At 73.0% G+C, this 17,302-nt stretch carries 17 protein-coding genes; 12 read left to right on the forward strand and 5 right to left on the reverse strand.

Annotation, left to right across the window (positions count from 1 at the left end; all coding sequences use genetic code 11):
- Positions 1–58 precede the first annotated feature (58 nt).
- A complete protein-coding gene (locus JOD48_RS18565) occupies positions 59–982 on the reverse strand; it encodes a Ppx/GppA phosphatase family protein (protein ID WP_204810042.1) in 924 nt (307 codons plus the stop codon).
- Between the two features lie 146 nt (positions 983–1,128).
- On the opposite strand from JOD48_RS18565, the gene JOD48_RS18570 reads away from it, so the two are divergent.
- The 5 genes from JOD48_RS18570 to JOD48_RS18590 are packed head-to-tail and all read left to right on the forward strand — an operon-like array spanning position 1,129 to position 4,674.
- Positions 1,129–1,419, forward strand: a complete 291-nt coding sequence (locus tag JOD48_RS18570; protein ID WP_191790167.1) for a hypothetical protein — start codon at positions 1,129–1,131, stop codon at positions 1,417–1,419.
- A gap of 1 nt (position 1,420) precedes the next feature.
- Complete coding sequence (locus tag JOD48_RS18575) at positions 1,421–3,091, forward strand: hypothetical protein (protein ID WP_191790166.1); 1,671 nt, start codon at positions 1,421–1,423, stop codon at positions 3,089–3,091.
- Positions 3,088–3,573 carry a hypothetical protein gene (locus tag JOD48_RS18580; RefSeq protein ID WP_138822270.1) on the forward strand — a complete coding sequence of 162 codons (486 nt, stop codon included), beginning with the start codon at positions 3,088–3,090 and terminating at the stop codon, positions 3,571–3,573. The genes JOD48_RS18575 and JOD48_RS18580 overlap by 4 nt, the downstream gene beginning before the upstream one ends.
- Entirely contained in the window at positions 3,570–3,971 is a 402-nt protein-coding gene (locus JOD48_RS18585) for a hypothetical protein (RefSeq protein WP_204810043.1), read from the forward strand. Before JOD48_RS18580 ends, JOD48_RS18585 begins: the two co-directional genes overlap by 4 nt.
- 52 nt (positions 3,972–4,023) lie before the next feature.
- The gene (locus JOD48_RS18590; protein ID WP_191790164.1) at positions 4,024–4,674 is read left to right on the forward strand and encodes a hypothetical protein; all 651 of its coding nucleotides are present in this window, start codon (positions 4,024–4,026) and stop codon (positions 4,672–4,674) included.
- Between the two features lie 84 nt (positions 4,675–4,758).
- Here JOD48_RS18590 and JOD48_RS18595 read toward each other — a convergent pair whose 3' ends face one another.
- Genes JOD48_RS18595 through JOD48_RS18605 form a run of 3 tightly spaced genes read right to left on the reverse strand, consistent with a single transcriptional unit; the run spans position 4,759 to position 7,524 of the window.
- Positions 4,759–5,028 carry a hypothetical protein gene (locus tag JOD48_RS18595; protein ID WP_204810044.1) on the reverse strand — a complete coding sequence of 90 codons (270 nt, stop codon included), beginning with the start codon at positions 5,026–5,028 and terminating at the stop codon, positions 4,759–4,761.
- Positions 5,028–6,317: a TFIIB-type zinc ribbon-containing protein gene (locus JOD48_RS18600; RefSeq protein WP_204810045.1), complete on the reverse strand. Its 1,290-nt coding sequence runs from the start codon at positions 6,315–6,317 to the stop codon at positions 5,028–5,030. Before JOD48_RS18600 ends, JOD48_RS18595 begins: the two co-directional genes overlap by 1 nt.
- A gap of 4 nt (positions 6,318–6,321) precedes the next feature.
- Positions 6,322–7,524, reverse strand: coding sequence for an SHOCT domain-containing protein (locus JOD48_RS18605; protein WP_204810046.1), 1,203 nt, complete (start codon positions 7,522–7,524; stop codon positions 6,322–6,324).
- A gap of 254 nt (positions 7,525–7,778) precedes the next feature.
- Here JOD48_RS18605 and JOD48_RS18610 point away from each other — a divergent pair, with 254 nt between their 5' ends.
- Positions 7,779–8,207, forward strand: coding sequence for an NUDIX hydrolase (locus JOD48_RS18610; RefSeq protein WP_204810047.1), 429 nt, complete (start codon positions 7,779–7,781; stop codon positions 8,205–8,207).
- Between the two features lie 179 nt (positions 8,208–8,386).
- On the opposite strand, the gene JOD48_RS18615 is transcribed toward JOD48_RS18610, so the two are convergent.
- The gene (locus JOD48_RS18615; protein WP_191790161.1) at positions 8,387–9,802 is read right to left on the reverse strand and encodes a glutamyl-tRNA reductase; all 1,416 of its coding nucleotides are present in this window, start codon (positions 9,800–9,802) and stop codon (positions 8,387–8,389) included.
- A gap of 49 nt (positions 9,803–9,851) precedes the next feature.
- Here JOD48_RS18615 and hemE point away from each other — a divergent pair, with 49 nt between their 5' ends.
- The 6 genes from hemE (at position 9,852) to hemL (ending at position 17,256) form a co-directional block, all read left to right on the forward strand.
- The gene (gene hemE, locus JOD48_RS18620) at positions 9,852–10,961 is read left to right on the forward strand and encodes a uroporphyrinogen decarboxylase (protein WP_204810048.1); all 1,110 of its coding nucleotides are present in this window, start codon (positions 9,852–9,854) and stop codon (positions 10,959–10,961) included.
- 54 nt (positions 10,962–11,015) lie between these two features.
- Positions 11,016–12,545: a protoporphyrinogen/coproporphyrinogen oxidase gene (locus JOD48_RS18625; protein WP_204810049.1), complete on the forward strand. Its 1,530-nt coding sequence runs from the start codon at positions 11,016–11,018 to the stop codon at positions 12,543–12,545.
- A gap of 163 nt (positions 12,546–12,708) precedes the next feature.
- Positions 12,709–13,893: a hydroxymethylbilane synthase gene (gene hemC / locus JOD48_RS18630; protein WP_307824255.1), complete on the forward strand. Its 1,185-nt coding sequence runs from the start codon at positions 12,709–12,711 to the stop codon at positions 13,891–13,893.
- A complete protein-coding gene (locus tag JOD48_RS18635; RefSeq protein ID WP_204810051.1) occupies positions 13,893–14,873 on the forward strand; it encodes a uroporphyrinogen-III synthase in 981 nt (326 codons plus the stop codon). The genes hemC and JOD48_RS18635 overlap by 1 nt, the downstream gene beginning before the upstream one ends.
- Positions 14,874–14,905: 32 nt before the next feature.
- Positions 14,906–15,868, forward strand: coding sequence for a porphobilinogen synthase (gene hemB, locus JOD48_RS18640; protein WP_239528249.1), 963 nt, complete (start codon positions 14,906–14,908; stop codon positions 15,866–15,868).
- A 5-nt stretch (positions 15,869–15,873) separates the two neighbouring features.
- The gene (hemL, locus tag JOD48_RS18645) at positions 15,874–17,256 is read left to right on the forward strand and encodes a glutamate-1-semialdehyde 2,1-aminomutase (RefSeq protein WP_204810688.1); all 1,383 of its coding nucleotides are present in this window, start codon (positions 15,874–15,876) and stop codon (positions 17,254–17,256) included.
- The last annotated feature ends 46 nt before the right edge of the window (positions 17,257–17,302 follow it).

Below are 17,302 nucleotides of genomic sequence, written 5' to 3' on the forward strand. Positions count from 1 at the left end.
GCCGCTCACCCCGGGCGGCACCGTCGGCAGGACGCGGGGGCGACTCGCCGCGGTGGGGTCAGATCTGGTCGAGGCGGCGCAGGATCGCGCCCTCGCGCAGGGCCCACGGGCAGATCTCGACCTCGGCGACCTTGAGCGCCTTCATGGTCTCCTCCGCGACGACGCCTCCGGCCACGATCTGGTACGTCCTCTCGGCCGTGATGCCCGGCAGCTCGGTGCGGCCCGTGGCGGGGATGCGCGCGAGGCGCGGAACCCAGTCGGAGAGCTGCGAGCGCTCCATGCGCCACCGCTCCTCCGGCCCGACGACCGCGACCTTCATGCCCGCGAGCCGCGCGAGCGACCGGAACGTCTTGGACGTCGCGACCACGTGGTCCGGGCGCGGCAGCCGCTTGACCTCGCCGAGCGCCCCGGCCAGCACCTCCCGGACATGAGCCCGGAGCGCGGCGACCTGCTTGGCCGAGGGCGGGTCGTCCGGCAGGAACTCGATCGTCATCCGTCCGGCGCCGAGCGGCACCGAGACCGCGACGTCCGGCTCCTCGTCGAGGCCCGACGCGATCTCGAGCGAGCCCCCACCGATGTCGAGCACCATGAGCCGACCCGACGCCCAGCCGTGCCAGCGGCGCGCGGCGAGGAACGTCAGGCGCGCTTCCTCGGGCCCAGAGAGGACCTCGATCGGCACGCCCACGCGCTCCTCGATCGCGGCCAGCACCTCGGCGCCGTTGCTCGCCTCGCGCAGCGCCGACGTGGCGAGCGCCAACGACTCCTCGACCTCGTACTCGCGGGCCAGGGCCGCAGCCTTGTCGGCCGCATCCAGGAGGGCGTCGACCCCCTCGGCCGAGATCGAGCCGTCCGGCTGGAGGTACCGCATGAGGCGGACCACGGACCTGCCCGACGCCGCCGGGTCCGGACGCGCGCCCCGCTCGGCGTCCACGACGAGCATGTGGACCGTGTTGGAACCGATGTCGAGCACTCCCAGTCGCATCCGCCCACGGTAACCGCCCCCGCCTGGGGCACGCGGGAGCCCGCACCGCGGCTGCCGCCCCACATGGGGAGTTCTCTCCCTGTCGACGCCTACGCCCCGTCCGCTAGGGTGTGGCCCGCCGTCCAGCCCCGAGAGACGAAGTAGGCATGCCCGACATCCAGCTCGACCTCGCCGCCATGGCGGACACCGCGACCCTCCTGCGCAGGCTGCGCGAGGAGTTCCTCGCCGCCGAGGAGTTCAACCGTGGCCTCGCCGACGCCGCAGGACACTGGCACCTGAGCGGCGCGATCGGCGACTTCGCGAGCGCGTGGAACGTGCGACGCGAGCAGCTCGGCGAGGAGATCCAGGCCGTCGCCGACCTGACGCAAGCGGTGTGCGACACGTTCCACGAGGTCGACGCCGCCATGGCCGCCCAGCTGCGCACCGTGGAGCTCTGACATGGTCCACGCCTCGGCCGTCCACCTCATGCCGCCGCTCACAGGAGAGCCCGACACGCTCGCCCTGGCAGCGGACCGCTACCTGTCGGTCGCGGAACAGATCCGGGCGGTGAGCCGCGGGCTCGCCGACCTCGCCGACCGCAGCGAGTCCTTCGGTCGGGCGGCGGACGCCCTCGACGACCGGGCCCTCGACCTCGCCGACGACATCGACGCGACCGTCCCCCGCTACGAGACCACCGCGCACGCGATGAAGGAGTACGCGGTCGTGCTCCGCGACTCCCAGGCACAGGCCGACGCCTCGCTCGTCGTCATCGAGGACGCCCGCACCCACCTGTGGCCCCTGTACACGAAGCGCGACGAGGCCGAGTCGGACCTTCGCGACGCAACGGCGTCCGGCGCCCCCGCACACGTCGTGGACGCCCTGTACGACGCCCTTCGCGGGCTCACCCTCCAGATCCAGGAGCACGAGGGCTCTCTCGACATCGCGCTCCACAGCTTCGCGGAGGCCGAGGAGACGAAGGACCTCGCGGCCCGCCGCGCCGCCGACGCGATCCAGCCCGTCCTCGACCAGCTCAACGACAGCTTCGGGGACAAGGTCGGGGCGTTCTTCGCCCCCGTCGGGGACTTCCTCGCGATGATCGACACGTGGATAGACAGCGTCCTGGAGCAGGTGCTGCAGTGGCTGTCCGACCTGGTGATCGTCGTCCTCGCCCTCACCGTCCTGGTGACCGCGTTCGTCCTGTACTCGCTCTCGGTCCTGTTCGGGGTGATGACCTGGGACCAGGTCCTCGACGCCGGGATCGGCGCCACGATGCTCTTCCTCAAGGGGCTCGCGCCAATCCTCGTGCCCGTGCTGCAGACCGAGGTGGGCAAGCCGACGCCGGAGATGCGGCTCACGGGGGCGACGGCGAAGTCGCCCACGAACGACCCGTACTACCGAGCCTTCGAGGACGCCGCGACCGTGGACGAACTCGGCGAAGCCGACACGACGGTCGTTCAGATCGTCAGAGTCGGGACTGGGCCAGACGGCCTGCCCATCTGGCGGGTGATCCCGCCCAGCACGCAGGACTGGGAGCTGGGCAGCGACACGGGGGCCGCGAACGACCTGGGGTCCAACCTGACCCTCATGCTGGCTCCTGACCAGAAGGCCGCGTACGAGCGCATGGTGCTGCAGGCCATGGAGAAGGCCGGTATCGGGCCGGAGGACCACGTCATGATGGTCGGCTTCAGCCAGGGCGGCATCCTGGCCGGCAAGTTCGCCGCTGATCCGGACCTCCCGTACAACATCGAGGCCATCGTCGTAGCGGGAGCGCCGATCGACGCCATGGGCATCCCCTCGGACGTCTCTGTCGTCTCGCTCCAGCACCGGGGCGACCCGGTTCACCGACTGGACGGGATGGCACCGCCCCCACCGCACGACAACTGGGCCACAGTAGAGACGGACACGTGGGCGGGACCCACCGCACCTGCATCCAGCCCGTTCTTCGACGCAGGTCGCCACGACGCCGCGAAGTACTCCATCACTGCCGAGCATCTCTCCAACGGGTCGCTCCACGATGGCGGCTACGTCCCGTCCGCCACCCAGTCGACCTTCGAGGCCATCAGGGCGGACCAGGCGATGTTCTTCGCCGACACCGAGACCTACTACACCTACGAAGGAAGCGAACAGTGACTTTCTCCCCTCGGCGTCGCACCGCGACCGGTGTCGCCCTTGCCGCACTCCTGCTCCTGACCGGCTGCTCGGGCTCCTCCGAGAAGGACGCAGAGAAGATCCGCGAAGCCATCCTCGACAACGCCCCCGGCGTCGAGGACGCCATCGTGCGCTACAACACCGACATCTTCACCAACAACCTCAGCATCCAGCTCTCCATGCCCACGACAAGCAGCACAGACGACGAAGCCCTGACCACCGCCATCGTCGAAACCCTTGAACAGGCCTGGAACACCTCACCCTCAGAACCCTCGAACATCCGCATCCGTGTCAGCGTCGTCCCCTTCGCCGAAGGCGACCGCATCGGAGATCCATCTGCCGTCACCTTGAACGGCCGAGGAGTCGACGAGGCGCTAGGCCTCTACTCCGACGTGTCCTGGGACGTCCTGACTGTCTCAACGGAAGAACTGACCGAGCGCTTCGGGCCACGGGACGGCTCGTGAGCGTCAACCAGTCAAGCCGCCCAAGCCTGCCTCGCAGTGTTCGTCCAGGTCACGCACATCTCATCCATGGCACCGGTCGCAGCGACGTCCGTCGTGACCAGCAGCGTCGCACCACGACCGGTGTCGTCCTCGCCGCGCTCCTGCTCCTGACCGGGTGTTCAGGCTCCTCCGAGAAGGACGCCGAGAAGATCCGGGAAGCCATCATCGACAACGCCCCCGGCGTCGAGGACGCCATGGTGCGATACAGCACCGACGTTTTCGTCAACAACCTCAGCATCCGGCTCGAAGGCAGAGCACTCGACACGTCCCTCGGACTCGAGAACGACGCCTACAGGTTCACCCTGTCCGTTCCCACACACGAACTCGCGCAACGCTACGGACCGCAGGTGGCCCCGTGACCCACCACGCGCTGAGCGTCCGCACCACGACCCGAGACGAGGCAGACCCACGATGAGCGCCGCGACGACCGGCCCGTCCGCCCCGCAGGAGCCTCTTGTGCCCGCTCCCCTCCCGCGGCTTCGCCTGCGCCTGCCGGGGAACTGGTGGCAGGTCCCGTTGCACGACCGCACCGAGGCGCGCGCCTCGGTGCGACGCCTGGTCGCCGCCACGGTGGGCCCCGCCGACGACCGTGCCGCCCTGAGGATCGAGCTCGAACGGCGCGTCCTGGGAGCGCTCGACGACGCCATCGACGGGGACGGACAGGCGTTCCACGTGGCCCTGTCGATCGTCCCGGGGGCGCCGATCCCCGTGACCGCGATGGTCTCGCTCCCCGCGCAGCAGCTCACTCCCGCGGTCGGCACGAGCGCGACCGCGACCATGGCGATCCTCGAACGCGGCCTCGCGGACCTCACCCCGGGCGGGGCCGGGGCGCTTCACCGCTTCACGGCGGGTCCCTCCGAGGTCGCCCGGCGGACGCGCAGGCACGTCCTCGTCGACCCGGACAGCGACGAGACCCTCCCGACGGTCGCCGTCGAGTACTGGATGACGGTCCCCGGCACCAAGCGGTTCGTCCTCGTGGCCTTCAGCACTCCGGCCGGCGAGCTCGAGGAACCGCTCACGGGGCTCTTCGACCAGATCGTGCGCGTCAGCTCCTGGGAGTGACACCAGCCGCGCGCCGGCATCGCCGGGGCTGGCCCTCCCCGTCGCACGAGCCGCCGGTGCCGCCGGAGCGGCTGGTGGCGGCGTCTACGTCAGGTGGTTGGCGTCGTTCATCGAGCTGTTCGACCGCCCGGTGACGCGCCTGACGTGCGCATCCGACCCGCGCTCGTCGAGCGTGACGGACTTGGTGTCGCGGCGGTGGTCGTGCCGCTTGCCCGTGTTGCGGTACCGCGCCCACGTGAACCAGTAGAACAGCGGCCCTGCGAGCAGCAGCACCACCACGACGACGGCCTTCACGGCCTCCTCCTCCCCGGAGGAGGAGGCGACGGTGAGTGCGTCCAGGGCGAGCGCGTGCATCAGAACCCGATCATGACGAAGAGGGCCGCGACGGCCGCCACGGCCTCGACGACGACGGACACCGCGAGCAGGCGGCGGTGGTTGACCGGGACAGACCCCATGGTCTCGCCCGTGCGGCCGTTGACCGCGACGTAGTGCAGCAGCGACGACCCGTTCTTGCGGACCTCGTGGTACGAGTACAACCACACGGGCAGGTAGGCCGCGACCCACCGCTGCCCGACGACGTCGAGCCGTTCGCGGTCCCACCGCACCCCGCGGTCGTAGAAGTCGATCATGTCGCGCGCCCGGAACCGGGCAATCTCCTTCGCCTGCGCGAACGCGGGATCGCGCAGGTCGTCGACGTCGCTGTCGCGGCGCTCGGCCGTGAACCCCGACAGGTAGTTCGAGTCGTAGCGCACGGCGTTCTCGACGTCGAACGGCAGGATCGTGTTGATGACGTTGTTCGTCCGGGCCTTGCCGCCGTGGTCTCGCCGGTCGGCCGAGGACTCGATCGTGAGGTCGTCGACGTGCAGGTCGAACTCGCGCACGACGTCGTACAGGTCGTAGTCGTAGCGGGTCTCCGTCGTGTCCTTGCCGTCGGAGCCCCGGACGGTCACGGTGTACCTGCGCACGAGGTGCTCACCCTGCCCCTCGAGGCGCGCCTTCGCATTGAGGTCCGCGACGAGGTACGGAAGGTAGACGCCGACGACGTTCTCCGGGCTGAACTCCGCCCGGAACCGGGGGTGCGCGTAGAACTGGCGTCGGCCGACGAACTGCCGGATGCCCACGACCGCGTCCTCCTTGGGGAGGCGGAACGGCAGCAGGACGTCGGGCACGGCCCCGTTGGGGACCTGCTGGTTCACCGACAGGACGTTGCGGCACCAGTGGCAGCGGGCCTGGGTGCCGTGCGCGGTGTCGACGACGACGTCGGCCCCGCAGCCCGCGCAGCGGAACGTCAGGATCTCCTCGGCGGACGGCACGATGTCGGCGCTGCCCGAGCCCAGGACGACGCCCTCGAGCCCGCCGATGTTCCCGTCGAGCCCGAGGTCGGCGAGCGTCACCGTGCTCACCCACTCGTAGCGACAGAAACCGCACCGCAGCGTCGCCTTGGCGACGTCGTACGCGATCTCGGTCGCGCCGCACCGGATGCACTTGACGAGGCCGTCGGTCGCGCCGGTGTCGGTCCGCACGACGGTCGGGCCGCCCGTCGGGCCGCCAGCCGACGGAGGCCCGGCGTTCGTCGTCGGGCCGGCTCCCGGCGGGGGCGGGCCCTCGGGGACGGGAGCCGACTGCGGCTCGTGAACGGTCATGGCCTCAGAACCCGAGGATCTTGGCCTTGGCGGCGTCGTAGTCGGCCTGGGTGATGAGGCCCTGGTCGAGCAACGACTTGAACTGGGTGAGCTTCGCGACCGGGTCCTCCGCGGCCGGGGCGGGCGCGGCCGGCGCCGCCGCCTGCTGGACCGGGACCTGCTGGACCGGCACGACGGGCTGCTGCAGACCGGACATGGCGCCGCCGGCGGCGTTCATCCCCATGCCGAGGATCGCCATGTTCGCGGCGCCGCCCGGGTTCTCCCCCGCGGCTTGGATGCCGCGCGCGGCGGCCTGCTGCAGGAACGAGTTCCCACGGGCCCCTGCGAGCGCGTCGGCCTTCTTGACGTCACTCAGCAGCGCGCGCGTGTCGTCGTCGTACTCGATCGCGGCGAGGGCGACCTTGACGATCGACAGTCCGCGGTAGGACGTCCACTGGTAGCCCTCCTCGACGGCCCCCGCCAAGGACAGCGCAAAGCCGACCGAGTCGCTCTGGATCCGGGTGATCCGGTTCCCCTTGTCGGGGTCGTTGGTGTAGCTCGAGAAGGCCGCCGCGAGCGAGCCGACGACCTCGGTGAAGAGCTGGCTCGCGGCGTCGTTGTCGAGGTCGGAGAAGTCGAAGACCTTCGCGCTCGCCCCGAGGTACGTGAGCGGCACGAACTGCTTGACGAAGAGGATCGGGTCGACGATGCGCAGGGAGTACGTGCCGCGCGTGATCGCGCCGACCTGGGCGCCGAGGTAGGCGTCGTCCCAGTAGATCTCGGACTGCGTGCCGAACCTGTTGTTCGGCAGCTCCTTGAGGTTCACGTAGAAGCCGAGCTGCTGCGACCCGGGCTGCCCGCCGAACTTGAACCGCTCCCACGTGGTCTTGATCAGCGGGCTCAGGAAGCCGTTGGCGGCGAAGATCGACTGGGAGTTCTGGTCGTCGGACGTGTACAGGTACCCGCCCGGCTCGGCCACGAAGCCCGTGAGGGCACCGTCCTGGAAGGTCAGGAGCCCGTAGCCCTCGGGGACGACGAAGCGGCTCCCGTTGGTGATGATGTTCGCCGAGCCCTTGGTGTTCGCCCCGCGCCCGGCGTTGCGCCCCTGCGCGACGGCCGGGAAGAGCGCGGCGGTCGGCGCGAGGTTCGTCGGCGGCGTCAGGAAGTCCTTCCACTGGTCCGCGAGCGTGCCTCCGAGGGCACCAGCAAAGGCCTTGATGAATCCCATCGAGCTCTCCGTCCGATCGGGCGGACGGCGCCGCGCGTGACCTGTTTCGTCGCGTCGGGCCGGGGGGCCCGCCCGCGACCCGCACAGTATCGGAGTTCTGCCCCGGAACGGAACGATCGCGTGGATACGGGACCACTCGTCCCGTGCTGCGGTCGAGGGTGACGCACGGGACCGCCGACGGTGACGCGCCCGACCGCCGACGGGTGACCGACCAGCCCGCCGACGGTGACGCGCCGGATGACAGGATGTTCCCCGTGACCTCCCCCTCCCCCCTCGCAGAACCCCTGAAGACCGTTGGCTGGATCCACGTCGTGGACGGTCGGCTGCTCGTCGTCCGCAGCCGGGACAACGACCTGTTCTTCATGCCGGGCGGCAAGCTCGATCCCGGCGAGAGCGACGAGCAGGCCCTGGTCCGGGAGATCGAGGAGGAGCTCGGCGTGCTGCTCGACCCGACCACGGTGCGGTCCGGGTTCGTCGCCGAGGCGCCCGGTCACGGCCTCGGCGGGCGGCTCGTGCACATGCACTGCCTCTACGCCGAGCCGCTGCCCGGGTCCCCCGAGCCGGCACCCCGTGCCGAGGTCGGCGAGCTCACCTGGGTCGGTGCGCAGGACGCGCACCGGGTGCCGCCCGCGGGCCGGATCGTCCTGGAGCGCCTGGCGGCGACCGGCGAGCTCGCGGCCTGACCCTGCGGGCCGGCCGGCCGAGCGGGCCGGCCGAGCGGGCGGGCCGGGCCGGCCAGCCGAGCCGGCCAGCCGAGCGGGCCTGCGGCGAACATGCGGTTGCCGTTCGCCGAGCATGCGGTCAGCGTCCGGATCCGGCCCGATCGCGACGCCGACCGCATGTTCGGCACCGAGAGGTCGGCTCAGCGGCCGGCGCACACCTCGTCGCGGCCCGACACGTCGGCACCCAGGATCGCCGCCTCGGCGTCGGCCACCACGGCCGAGGCCTCCTCGCGGGCCGCGGCCAGCGCCGACGCCCGTGCCGCGACGATCGCGTCGTGCAGCTCGGCGTGCACGCGTCGCCGGACGGAGCGGGCGAGCGCCTCGGTGTCTGCATCGTCGACCTCGCCGCCCGCGGCACGACGCTCGGCCACACGTTCGGCGACCTCGGCCGCGATGCGCCGGTCGGCGTCGTCGAGCAGCGCGACCACGGCCGTGTCGGCCGCGCGCCCCAGGCGGGTCTCCTCGAAGTCCTGCGTCGCACGGTCCACGATCGTCCGCGCCTGCCCGACGACGAGCGACCCCAGGGCGGGTGAGTGCGCCTTGAGGGAGGCCAGGTCGTAGAGCAGGACGCCGTCGAGGTCCGCGACCCGCGGGTCCACGTCGCGGTGAAGGGCCAGGTCGAGGACGACCATGGGCCGGTGCGGCGCCTCGTCGCCGGCGGCCTCCGCGGCGCGGGACCGGGCGCGGACGACCGCGGCGGCGTCGAGCACGTGGCCCAGCACGTCACCCTCGCCACCCACCCCGGTCACCGTCGGCGCACCAGCACCAGCACCAGCACCAGCCAGCGCCCGTCCCCGCGCACCGCTGCACGACACGACGAGGTCGGCGTCCTCGAGGGCCGCCACGAGGTCGGTCACGGCGGCGACGCCGCGGTCGGCCGCGAACTGCTCGGCGCGCCCCGAACCCGAGTACACGCGCACGTCGTCGCAGCCGCGGGCCCGCAGCGCCGCGAGCGACGCCCCGGCGTAGGACCCGGTGCCGATGAGCACGGCGCGGACCTGGCGCCACGGCGGCAGCTCGGCGCTCGCGAGGTCGAGCCCGAGGGACACGACGGACCGGCCGTTGCCCCCGAGCGTCGTCTCGTTGCTGATCTTCTTGGAGGTCCGCGACGCGGTCTGGAAGAGGAGCTCGAGCGTGGACGAGGTCACGCCGCCCTCGCGTGCTTCCTCCAGGGCGCGCTTGACCTGCCCGGCGATCTCCCGCTCGCCCACGACCATCGAGTCGAGGCCCGCGGCGACCTCGAAGAGGTGGGCGGCGACGTCGGGCCCGGTGCGGGTCGAGAACGCGCGGACCGCGACGTCCTCGCTGACGCCCGACGCCGCGGCGACCAGGCGCGCGACCTCGTGCGACGCGTGCTGCACGCCCCAGCCGTCGACGGGCGACTCGACGTCCAGGTACACCTCGAACCGGTTGCACGTCGAGACGACGACGGCACCGGTGATCGCTTCGCAGGTCGCGACGGCTGCCCGTCCGACCGACCCGGCTCCGGTGGACAGGAGCTCGAGGGTGGACATGTCCAGCTCGTGGTGACTTGCAGTCATCGACAGGAGAACCACAGTGCTCCGATTCAATCACCGCGTCGGGCACAAGGCAGAATCGGTTCTTGTGACGTTCACCGCGCTTTCCGACAACCACCCTCTCGTCGACGGTCGGACGACGAATTCTCCGCTCGTGCGCGCATTGCGCGGCGAGCGGCCGGAGACCACCCCCGTGTGGTTCATGCGACAGGCCGGGAGGTCGCTGCCCGAGTACCGCGAGCTGCGCCAGGGCATCGGGATGCTGGACTCGTGCCTGCGCCCGGACATGGCGAGCGAGATCACGCTCCAGCCGGTGCGCCGGCACGGCGTGGACGCGGGGATCTTCTTCTCGGACATCGTGATCCCGCTCAAGCTCGCGGGGGTCGAGGTGGACATCGTCCCGGGCGTGGGCCCGGTCATGGGCCAGGCGTACCGGACGCCCGACGACGTCGCGCGCCTCGTGGAGCACGAGCTCACCCCGGAGTCGCTCGCCCCGGTGACGGAGGCGGTCGCGCTCACGGTCGCGGCGCTCGGGTCGACTCCTCTCATCGGTTTCGCGGGGGCGCCGTTCACGCTCGCGGCGTACCTGGTCGAGGGGCGGCCGTCGCGCGACCACCTCGCGGCGCGCACCCTCATGCACGCGGACCCCGAGTCGTGGGCGCGGCTCACGGCGTGGACGGCGCAGATCACGGGCGCGTTCCTGCGCGCTCAGGTCCTCGCGGGGGCCAGCGCGGCCCAGCTGTTCGACTCGTGGGCCGGGAGCCTGTCCCTGGAGGACTACCTCGCGGGCGCCAAGCCGGGGAGCACGGTCGCGTTGTCGCAGGTCAGCGACCTGGGTGTGCCCGCGATCCACTTCGGGACGGGCACGGGGCACCTGTTGGGCGCCATGCGTGACTCGCTCACGGAGGCGGGCGTGACGCACCCGACCGTGGGTGTCGACTACCGCACGCCGCTCGACGAGGCCGCGGCCACGCTCGGCGGGTACGTGCCGGTCCAGGGCAACATCGACCCGGCGCTGCTCGCGGCACCGTGGCCCGTGCTCGAGGCGCACGTGCGCGACGTGCTGCGTCGGGGGGGCGCGGCTCCGGGGCACGTCGTGAACCTCGGTCACGGCGTGCCGCCCGAGACGGACCCGACGGTCCTGACCCGCGTGGTCGAGCTGGTCCATTCCGTCCGGAACGTGTCAGAACCTGCGTGACCTCGGGGTCACGCACGGTCTGACACACCCTCGCAGCGGGGGCACACTTGACGTGTGCACCCCGTTGCTGATGGATCGTCCGGCCCTTCCCCGTCGTCCGACGCCACGTCCGACGCCTCGTCTCACGGCTCGTTCGACGCCGTGGTCGTCGGCGCCGGCATCGCCGGTCTGACCGCTGCGCGCACCCTGCGCCGTCGCGGCCTGCGGGTCCTCGTCCTGGAGGCGGCCGACCGCCCGGGCGGTCCCGTGCACGGCGACAAGCTCGGCTCGACCGGCCTGTCCGTCGACGTGGGAGCCGAGTCGTTCGCGGCGCGCGGCTCCGCGGTGGGCGACCTGGTCACCGGCCTGGGTCTGACGGTCGTCGAGCCCGCTCCGCTCAGCGCGTGGGGTTACGCCGCGAGCCGCGCGTTCCCGCTGCCGAAGGCCGGGATCATGGGCATCCCGGCCCACCCGTTCGCGGCGGACGTGCGGCGCGCGGTGGGTTGGCCCGGTGCACTGCGGGCCGGGCTGGACCGGGTCAAGCCGCGCCGCTGGGTCGACGAGGAGAACCTCGAGACGTTCGCGCGCTCGCGCCTGGGGCGCCGTGTCGCGGAGCGCCTGGTGGCCCCGGTCGCCGCGGGGGTGCACTCGGCTCCGCTCGAGCGGCTCGACGTCGACGCGGTCGCCCCGGGCCTGCGCGAGGCGTACGCCCGGGAGGGTTCGCTGACGCGCGCGGTCGCGGCGATGCGCGCGCAGGCGCCGGCCGGCTCGGCGGTGCGCGGCATCGAGGGCGGCATGCACCGCCTGGTCGAGGAGCTCGTGCTCGCCGTGACGAGCGAGGGCCCCGACGGCGCCGCACCGGCCGGGAGCACCGGCCCTGCCGGGGTGCTGCTCACGCGCCACGAGGTGGTGGACCTGAGCCGCGCCGTGGGCGGGGGCTGGAACGTCCAGGTCGAGACCCCCAGCGGCCCGGAGACGTTCCGTGCCCCGCGTCTGCTCGTGACGACCCCCGCGGTCGTGGACCTCGTGTCCCCGCTTGCGGGCCGCACGGCCGACCCGGTCCCGGACCCCGAGCCGGGCGCCGACATCCGGCTCGTGACGCTGCTGCTCGAGGCCCCCGCGCTCGACGCGGCCCCGCGCGGGAGCGGCCTCCTGATCGCTCCGAAGCCGCGCACGTGGTCGACGCGCGACGAGAACCACCGGGCGGGCGCGCACGACCCGGTCCAGGCCAAGGCCCTGACCCACTCGACCGCGAAGTGGCCGTGGCTGGCGGCCCGGGTGGCGGACGCCGTCGGGCCGGGGAACCACGTGGTGCGCCTGAGCTACGGGCGCATCGGGGAGACGGTCGAGCCGACCGTCGACCAGGTGGTCCGCGACGCGTCGGTGCTGCTGGGCGTGGACCTGGAGGGCAAGGTGCGCGAGCACCTGTCGACGCGGTGGAACGGGTCGCTCCCGCCGCCCACGCCCGTGTACCGGCGCGAGGTCGGGGCGTTCGTGGAGCGGGTGTCGCACGTCGACGGCCTGGGGGTCACGGGAGGCTGGATCGCGGGCACGGGGCTCGCGGCGATCGTGGGGCACGCGCAGGAGTCCGCCGAGCAGCTCTGAGCATTTGTCGCGTCGGCGACATTTCCCGACGTGCTGACAATTCGTCTCTTTGTCATGACTTCATGTCAGGTCGATGTCACTCGGTGGACAATTCCCCGGAAATCCGCACCGGACGGGTTGGTGCGCATTTCGACATCACCGCCCGGCAGAGGACACTGGAAGCGTGAGCATTCGTGTCGGAACCCGTGGCAGCGCCCTCGCGACGACCCAGACGGGTCTGGTCGCCAGGCGCATCGAGACCCTGACCGGACGGCCGGTCGAGATCGTGCGCGTCCGCACCGAGGGTGACGTCCGCACCGGCTCGCTCGCCCAGATGGGCGGCACCGGGGTGTTCGTGACCGCGCTGCGCGAGGCTCTGCTCGACGGCCGCTGCGACGTCGCCGTGCACTCCCTCAAGGATCTCCCGACCGGCGCGGCCGAGGGCCTGACCCTCGTGACGCCCGAGCGGGAGAACCCGCGCGACGTGCTGTGCGCACGCAACGGCTGGACGCTGGAGACCCTTCCCCGCGGCGCCAAGGTCGGCACGGGCTCGCCCCGCCGCGCGGCCCAGCTCCTCGCGGTGCGCCCCGACCTCGACGTGCTCGACATCCGCGGCAACGTCGACACGCGTCTCGCACGGGCGCTCGGCCCCGACGCCGACCTCGACGCGGTCGTCCTCGCCTACGCCGGGCTCTCGCGCCTCGGCCGCCTCGACGCGGTCTCCGAGGTCATCGACGTGCGGGTCATGGCGCCGGCCCCCGGCCAGGGGGCGCTGGGCGTCGAGGTCCGGACCGCGGACCTCTCGCCGCTGTCCTCGTTCGACCTCCGGCCCGACGGCGCCACGGACCGTCCGCTCGACCTCGCCGACGTCGTCGCCGGCCTCGACCACCTCCCGACCCGCCTCGCGGTGCTCGCCGAACGCGCTCTCCTCGCACGCCTCGAAGCGGGCTGCGCGGCGCCCGTCGGAGCGCACGCCGTGGTCGAGGACGACGAGATCCGGCTCTCGGCCGTCGTCGCCCGGCTCGACGGCGGGCAGGTCCTCACGCACTCGGCACGGGTCGCGCTGCCGTCACCTGCGGGCGTCGCAGGCAGGGCCGCTGGCGCGGGGGGTCCGTCCGCCGAGGGGCGCGACGTCACCGACGCGCTCGCGAGGGGGCTCGGGGTCCAGGTCGCCGACGCGCTGCTGGCCGCCGGAGCCGCCGAGCTCGCGCCGCTGCGCGCGACCGGGCCAGGAGGTGGCTCGCTCCCCCAGGCCGAGGCGCCTGCGCTCTGGGCCCCTGGCACCGCGCCCTCGGACGACGCCCACGGCTCGGACGACGAGCCCACGGTCGGCGGCACCGACGCCCCCGTGCGCTCGGAGCGGCGCTGATGCCAGGCCGACTGCGCGACCCGCAGCGCGGTCGCGCCCTGCCGCCAGCAGGCCCGGCCCCGGCCGCCGCGAACACCGCGACCTCCGGCCCGCTGACCGGGACCACCGTCCTCCTGCCGCGCTCCCCCGAGCGTGCCGCTCCCCTCGCGGCGCGGCTGCGCGCCCAGGGCGCGACCGTCCTCGTGAGCCCCGCGATCGAGCGTGCCCCCATCGAGGACACCGTGGCGATGGACGCCGCCGTGGCAGACCTCGCGGGCTTCGCGTGGGTCGTGGTCACGAGCGTCAACGCGATCGACGAGCTGATCGCGAGCGCCGCACGCCGGGGCCGCACGCTCGCCGAGCTGTCAGGACGAGCGAGGACCGGAGCGCACCCTGGTTCTGGCACGAGGTGGGCCGCGGTCGGGCCCGCGACTCGGCGAGCGCTCGAGGCCGCGGGGGTCCAGGTGGATCTCGAGGCGGGCGTGAACTCGGCGCGCGGGCTGCTCGCGGCGTTCGACGCGCTCACCGAGGCTCCCGACCACGGGCCCGAGGCCCGGACCACGCTCGACCACCCGGCCGCCGACGCGACGCGGGACGTCCTGCTCCCGCAGGGCGACCTCGCGAAGCCCACCATGGCCGACGGCCTGCGGGACCGCGGCTGGGTCCCGCACGTCGTGACCGCGTACCGGACGGTCGCGCACACGCTCTCCCCGGAGGTCGCGGACGCGTGGCGCGCGGGCGAGGTCGACGTGGTCGTGCTGACGTCGGGCAGCGTCGCGCGCGAGGTCGCGAACCAGCTCGGTGCGGACCCGCACGTCGCGGGCGTCGCGATCGGCGAGCCGACGGCGGAGGCCGCGCACGCCGTCGGGCTGCGGATCGACGCCGTAGCCGCCCAGGCGACCGACGACTCCCTGGCGGAGGCCGTGCTGCGCGTCGCCGCCCACCCGTCAGAACCTCGTCCTGACGACTCATCCCCGACAGAAGGCAGGAACCACCCGTGATCCGTCCCCGCCGCCTGCGCTCGACCCCGCAGATGCGCCGGCTCGTCGCCGAGACCCGGCTGCACGCCGCCGACCTGGTCCTCCCCCTGTTCGTCAAGGAGGGCCTGACCGAGCCCAAGCCGCTCGGGTCCATGCCCGGCATCGTGCAGCACACCGAGGAGAGCCTCGCCGGCGCCGTCGCGCAGGCGACCGCGGCCGGGCTGGGCGGCGTGATGCTGTTCGGCATCCCCGCGCACCGCGACGCGACCGGCTCGCAGGCGGACGCCCCCGACGGCATCCTCAACCGTGCGATCCGCATCGCACGCGACGCCGCTCGGGACGCCGCCGCGGGCACGGGCCGTCCCGCCCCCGTCGTCATGGCCGACCTGTGCCTCGACGAGTTCACCGACCACGGGCACTGCGGCGTCCTCTCGCCGGGCCCGGACGGCGACGTGATCGTCGACAACGACGCGACCCTCGTCCGCTACGCGTCGGTGGCACTCACCCAGGCCGAGGCGGGCGCGGAGGTCGTGGCGCCGTCGGGCATGATGGACGGCCAGGTCGCCGTGATCCGGGAGACCCTCGACGACGCCGGGCACACGGGCGTGAGCATCCTGGCGTACAGCGCCAAGTACGCGAGCGCGTTCTACGGGCCGTTCCGCGAGGCCGTCGACTCGACGCTCCAGGGCGACCGCCGCACCTACCAGATGGACTCGGCGAACTTCCGCGAGGGCCTGCGCGAAGCGGACCTGGACCTGGCCGAGGGCGCCGACATGGTCATGGTCAAGCCCGCGGGCTCGTACCTCGACGTGCTCGCGGCCGTGGCCGAGCGCAGCGACGTCCCCGTGGCGGCGTACCAGGTGTCGGGCGAGTACGCGATGATCGAGGCGGCCGCCGCGAACGGCTGGATCGACCGGCGCGGCGCCGTCCTGGAGTCCGTGCTCGGCATCAAGCGCGCGGGCGCCGACATCGTCCTGACCTACTGGGCCCTCGAGATCGCAGAATGGATTCGGTGACACCGATGACCATCCACCCGACCGGTTCGCCGCTGCGCGCGACCACCCTCCACGACAACCACGAGGCGTTCGTGCGCGCCCAGGGCGCGATCCCGGGCGGCGTGAACTCGCCCGTGCGGGCCTACGGCTCGGTCGGGGGCGACCCGCGCTTCATCGCGAGCGCGCGCGGCGCGTACGTCACCGACGTGACGGGCCGCGAGTACGTCGACCTGGTGTGCTCGTGGGGTCCCGCGCTCCTGGGGCACGCTCACCCCGCGGTCGTCGCGGCCGTGCAGGACGCCGCCGCGCGCGGCCTGTCGTTCGGCGCCCCGACGCTCGGCGAGGTCGACCTCGCGGAGGAGGTCCGCCGCCGGGTCCCCGCGGCCGAGCGCGTGCGTCTCGTCTCGACGGGCACCGAGGCGACCATGACCGCGGTGCGCCTGGCGCGCGGCGTCACGGGTCGCAACCTGCTGGTGAAGTTCGCCGGCTGCTACCACGGGCACGTCGACGCGCTGCTCGCCGAGGCGGGCTCGGGCGTCGCGACGCTCGCCCTGCCCGGGTCGGCCGGCGTGACCGAGGCCAGCGCGGCCGAGACCCTGGTCCTGCCGTACAACGACCTCGAGGCCGTCGAGCGTGCGTTCACCGAGCGCGGCTCGGAGATCGCCGCGGTCATCACCGAGGCGGCACCGGCGAACATGGGCATCGTGCCGCCCGGCCCGGGCTTCAACGAGGGCCTGCGCCGCATCACGGCCGAGCACGGCGCCCTGCTGATCCTCGACGAGGTCCTCACGGGCTTCCGCGTGGGGCCGAGCGGCTGGTGGGGCCTGGAGTCGGGTGCAGCGGCGGGCGTGACCGCGGGCGAGCAGCCCTCGTACACGCCCGACCTGTTCACGTTCGGCAAGGTCGTCGGCGGTGGCATGCCCGTCGCGGCCCTGGGTGGTCCGGCCGCGATCATGGACCAGCTCGCGCCGCTCGGCCCGGTCTACCAGGCGGGCACCCTGTCCGGTAACCCGGTCGCGGTCGCGGCGGGCCTCGCGACGCTGCGCCTGGCCGACGACGCCGTGTACGCCCGCGTCGACCACGTCGCCCATGTCGTGGGGGACGCCGCGAGCGCGGCCCTCGCCGCCGAGGGGGTCCCGCACGCCCTGCAGCGCTCGGGGAACCTGTTCTCGATCATGTTCGGCGACTTCGCCGCCGCGGCCGGGGTGCGTACCTACGCGCAGGCCCAGGCGCAGGACGTGTTCCGCTACAAGGCGTTCTTCCACGCGATGCTGGACGCGGGGGTCAACCTGCCGCCGTCGGTCTTCGAGGCGTGGTTCGTGTCGTCCGCGCACGACGACGACGCGGTCGAGCGCATCCTCGCCGCGCTCCCGGCCGGGGCGAGGGCTGCGGCGCGCGCCCAGCGCTAGACCTCGCACGGGGCGAGGTGCCCGGCGGGGTGAGCTGCGCCGTCGG

The sequence above is a fragment of the Oerskovia paurometabola genome, from assembly GCF_016907365.1.
Classification (GTDB): Bacteria; Actinomycetota; Actinomycetes; order Actinomycetales; family Cellulomonadaceae; genus Oerskovia; species Oerskovia paurometabola.

Coding starts and splice junctions, on each gene's coding strand:
- JOD48_RS18565 (WP_204810042.1), bottom strand. CDS start 982: ATGCGACTGGGAGTGCTCGACATCGGTTCCAACACGGTCCACATGCTC.
- hemB (WP_239528249.1), top strand. CDS start 14,906: ATGCGCCGGCTCGTCGCCGAGACCCGGCTGCACGCCGCCGACCTGGTC.
- JOD48_RS18595 (WP_204810044.1), bottom strand. CDS start 5,028: ATGCACGCGCTCGCCCTGGACGCACTCACCGTCGCCTCCTCCTCCGGG.
- JOD48_RS18570 (WP_191790167.1), top strand. CDS start 1,129: ATGCCCGACATCCAGCTCGACCTCGCCGCCATGGCGGACACCGCGACC.
- JOD48_RS18600 (WP_204810045.1), bottom strand. CDS start 6,317: ATGACCGTTCACGAGCCGCAGTCGGCTCCCGTCCCCGAGGGCCCGCCC.
- JOD48_RS18590 (WP_191790164.1), top strand. CDS start 4,024: ATGAGCGCCGCGACGACCGGCCCGTCCGCCCCGCAGGAGCCTCTTGTG.
- JOD48_RS18635 (WP_204810051.1), top strand. CDS start 13,893: ATGCCAGGCCGACTGCGCGACCCGCAGCGCGGTCGCGCCCTGCCGCCA.
- JOD48_RS18605 (WP_204810046.1), bottom strand. CDS start 7,524: ATGGGATTCATCAAGGCCTTTGCTGGTGCCCTCGGAGGCACGCTCGCG.
- hemL (WP_204810688.1), top strand. CDS start 15,874: ATGACCATCCACCCGACCGGTTCGCCGCTGCGCGCGACCACCCTCCAC.
- JOD48_RS18575 (WP_191790166.1), top strand. CDS start 1,421: ATGGTCCACGCCTCGGCCGTCCACCTCATGCCGCCGCTCACAGGAGAG.